General features: G+C 37.2%; 4 protein-coding genes and 1 pseudogene. 4 read left to right on the forward strand and 1 reads right to left on the reverse strand.

Annotation, left to right across the window (positions count from 1 at the left end; translation table 11 throughout):
* The first annotated feature begins 231 nt into the window (after positions 1-231).
* Both grxC and gshB read left to right on the forward strand, forming a co-directional pair.
* Entirely contained in the window at positions 232-495 is a 264-nt protein-coding gene (grxC, locus tag EA365_00195) for a glutaredoxin 3 (protein TVQ49754.1), read from the forward strand.
* Between the two features lie 70 nt (positions 496-565).
* Positions 566-1,531 (forward strand): glutathione synthase, encoded by a 966-nt coding sequence (gshB, locus tag EA365_00200; GenBank protein TVQ49752.1) that lies wholly within the window; start codon positions 566-568, stop codon positions 1,529-1,531.
* Here the strand turns inward: gshB and EA365_00205 are convergent.
* Positions 1,508-1,783, reverse strand: a complete 276-nt coding sequence (locus EA365_00205; GenBank protein TVQ49753.1) for a hypothetical protein — start codon at positions 1,781-1,783, stop codon at positions 1,508-1,510. The two genes, gshB and EA365_00205, sit on opposite strands and share 24 nt — an antisense overlap.
* Between EA365_00205 and EA365_00210 the strand changes: the two genes are divergently transcribed.
* Both EA365_00210 and EA365_00215 read left to right on the forward strand, forming a co-directional pair.
* Positions 1,782-2,957 (forward strand): hypothetical protein, encoded by a 1,176-nt coding sequence (locus EA365_00210; protein TVQ49755.1) that lies wholly within the window; start codon positions 1,782-1,784, stop codon positions 2,955-2,957. The genes EA365_00205 and EA365_00210 overlap by 2 nt on opposite strands.
* 44 nt (positions 2,958-3,001) lie before the next feature.
* Positions 3,002-3,166: pseudogene (locus EA365_00215) on the forward strand (type II toxin-antitoxin system VapC family toxin).
* The last annotated feature ends 198 nt before the right edge of the window (positions 3,167-3,364 follow it).

Here is a 3,364-nt window from a genome sequence, read left to right on the forward strand (position 1 = left end):
TATAAAACTCATTTAGGTCCTGATCAGAAGATATTACCCTTTTATTTATATCCCTTACTAGGTTAATTGCTTTTGCTTCTTGGGTAGCTTGGTTTTGGGTTTGTGCTTGAGCAAATCCTGAATAGAAAACTACACCAACTAAAAAACTCACAGATAATCTAAACAACATAATTAACAATAGACAAAAATCAGGTTAAAATGAAATATAACTTAATAATTACAGTAAAAACCATGGCAAAAGTTGAAATTTATACCTGGAGTCGTTGTCCTTTTTGTATCCGCGCTAAAGCCCTACTAAATCAAAAAGGTGTAGAATTTACAGAATATTGCTTAGATGGGGATGAAGAAGGTAGAGCAAAAATGAGCGATCGCGCTAATGGACGTACTAGCGTTCCCCAAATTTTCATCGATGAACAACATATTGGCGGTTGTGACGATATCTACTCCCTGGAAAGTCAAGGAAGATTAGATCCACTCTTACAACAAGCAGCTTAGTATCTCAAAAATACCCTAATTGTCTTAGTACAGTTGGGGTAAAATTGTCAAAACTAGGAATAATAACCCTGTGAATATAGCCTTTATTATTGACCCCATTTCCCGTTTAGATCCAGGACATGATACCAGTGTAGCTCTAATGGAAGCAGCACAAATCCTCGGACATAAAGTTTGGATTACCTCCACCTCAGAATTATCCGTAGTGAAAGGGGAAGCTTGGGGGTTTTTACAATCAGTAGAGCTACAACCTGTAACCAGAGTAGGCGATCGCTATCAGATTCCTGATCCCTGGTATCACATCCATAAAGGAGAGATGAAACCCCTAGGAGCAATGGACGCAGTGTTTATGCGCAAAGATCCTCCCGTGACAGTATCCTATCTCTACGCTACTTATATCCTAGACTTAGTTAAATCACCTACTCTGGTAATTAACTCTCCTGGGGGAATTCGCTGCGCTAATGAAAAAATGTACGCTTTACAGTTTACAGAAGTCATTCCCGAAACCATCGTTAGTCAAGATAAACAAGTGATTAGAGAGTTTCTCGAAACTAAAGAAGCAGGAGTAATTAAACCTTTAGGAGGAAAAGCAGGAGAAGGTATCTTATTTTTAACCAATAGCGATCGCAATTTTAACTCTCTGATTGAGATTAGCACTAAACAGGGACAAGAACCAATCATGGTGCAAAATTATCTACCTGAAGCCAAACTAGGCGATAAAAGAATTATCTTACTAGATGGTGAACCCATTGGCGCTGTTAATCGTGTTCCTACAGGTAAAGAATTCCGCGGTAATATGGCAGTAGGTGGAAGAGTGGAAAAATGCGAAATTACTAGCAGAGATTTAGAAATTTGTCAATATCTAGGACCAAAATTACGCGCTGATGGTTTATATTTTGTGGGGATAGATATTATTGGGGATTATCTCACAGAAGTAAACGTCACAAGTCCAACAGGAATTAGAGAAATAGATAGACTCAATCAAACTAAATTAGGAGAGAAAGTAATGAATTGGTTAGAGAATAAATCTTCGCGATAAAAACCATAATTGGGTTGTAAGATTACAAATTTTAGCGATTTTTTGGTATTTACTATGGAGAGAATGAGTGTAAGTGTAACTAGTATTTAACCAAATAGGTGCAGTTTTTAAAAAAGACTGTAAAGGTTGCTCAAGAGTAGATAAACTAGCGTTAAACTTGCTTAAAAATAGATAAAATCGCCAAATTTTCCAAGCCAAATAAAAATTAAATAAGGTAATAATTAAATTAATAGTGATGACAAAAATTACCATAAAAATACTATGTTTAAGCAATGGTCATGGAGAAGATGCGATCGCAGTTAATATCTTAAAGCATTTGCGCCAAACAGGAGTAGAAATAGCAGCGTTACCCCTAGTAGGAAAAGGAAAAGCCTATCAATTAGCTGAGATACCCCTAATTGGAGAAACAGAAACCTTACCATCAGGAGGGTTTATCTATATGGATCATAACCAACTGTGGCAAGACTTACAAAGTGGTTTACTCGGATTAACCTTCCAACAATATCAACAGATGAAACAATGGGTCAAACAGCAACAAGACTCTAATCTACTCATCTTAGCAGTAGGGGATATTTTACCCCTATTCTTTGCTTGGAAGAGTGGTATTAAATATGCTTTTATCGGTACAGCCAAATCTGATTATTATCTAAGTCAAGCATCAAAAGGGTCAATCTATTATCCTTGGGAACGTTGGTTAATGCAATCTCCCCGTTGCTTAGGGGTATATCCTAGGGATAGTCTAACCGCTAAAAATCTAGCTAGATATCCCATTAAAGTTTTTGACTATGGTAACCCCATGATGGATATCTTTGAGGATATAAGTAAACCAATCAACCCAACCACAACTATTGTACTCTTACCAGGTTCACGCTCACCCGAAGCAGAAACTAACTGGTCAATGATTTTACAGGGTGTAGATAGTGTAATTAACACCTTAACAGAAGAACCCTTATTATTTTTAGCAGCGATCGCCCCTACAGTTGATTTAGATAACCTAGAGACAATTTTACTGAATCACCCTTGGCAAAAAACAACCGAGAGTATAGACTTTTTAGCATCAAAAGCCCGTATATTTAGACAAAAACAAGCAATTATAGCCCTAACACAAGAAAAATATAGCACCTGTTTAGTCAGAGGACAAATAGCTATAGCAATGGCGGGAACAGCAACAGAACAATTTATTGGACTAGGAAAACCAGCGATCGCCATTCCCGGACCTGGACCACAATATACCCGATTTTTCGCGCGCAAACAACAACAACTCCTAGGAGAATCATTAATACTAGTAGAAAACCCCACCGAGATAGGTAAAATTATCCAATCTCTCTACCAAGATACCGAAAAATTAGCTAAAATCGCCCTGAATGGTCAAGTAAGAATGGGTAAACCGGGAGCATCTGCAACTATAGCTAAAAGTCTATCTTAATTCCTGTATTATCACTAACGAGAAACGTCGAATATGATTACGCTAAAATTCGTACTTATTTGGAAAATAAAGGAACGCCCATAAGTGGTAATGATTTATTAGTTGCGGCTCATGCACTCAATCTAAGTCCAACCGTAGTTACGAATAATGTTCGTGAATTTTCCCGTGTTCCCGATTTAAAAGTAGAAAACTGGCTCAACCCAAATTAAAAAACTCAATCACTTCCGAGCTATTGAGAATAATTCAGAAATACTGGGTATTCTTGCCAATTTGAATCCTTTCTTAGGAGAATCATTAATACTAGTAGAAAACCCCACCGAGATAGGTAAAATTATCCAATCTCTCTACCAAGATACCGAAAAATTAGCTAAAATCGCCCTGAATGGTCAAGTAAGAATGGGTAAACC

The sequence above is a fragment of the Gloeocapsa sp. DLM2.Bin57 genome (assembly GCA_007693955.1).
Classification (GTDB): Bacteria; Cyanobacteriota; Cyanobacteriia; order Cyanobacteriales; family Gloeocapsaceae; genus Gloeocapsa.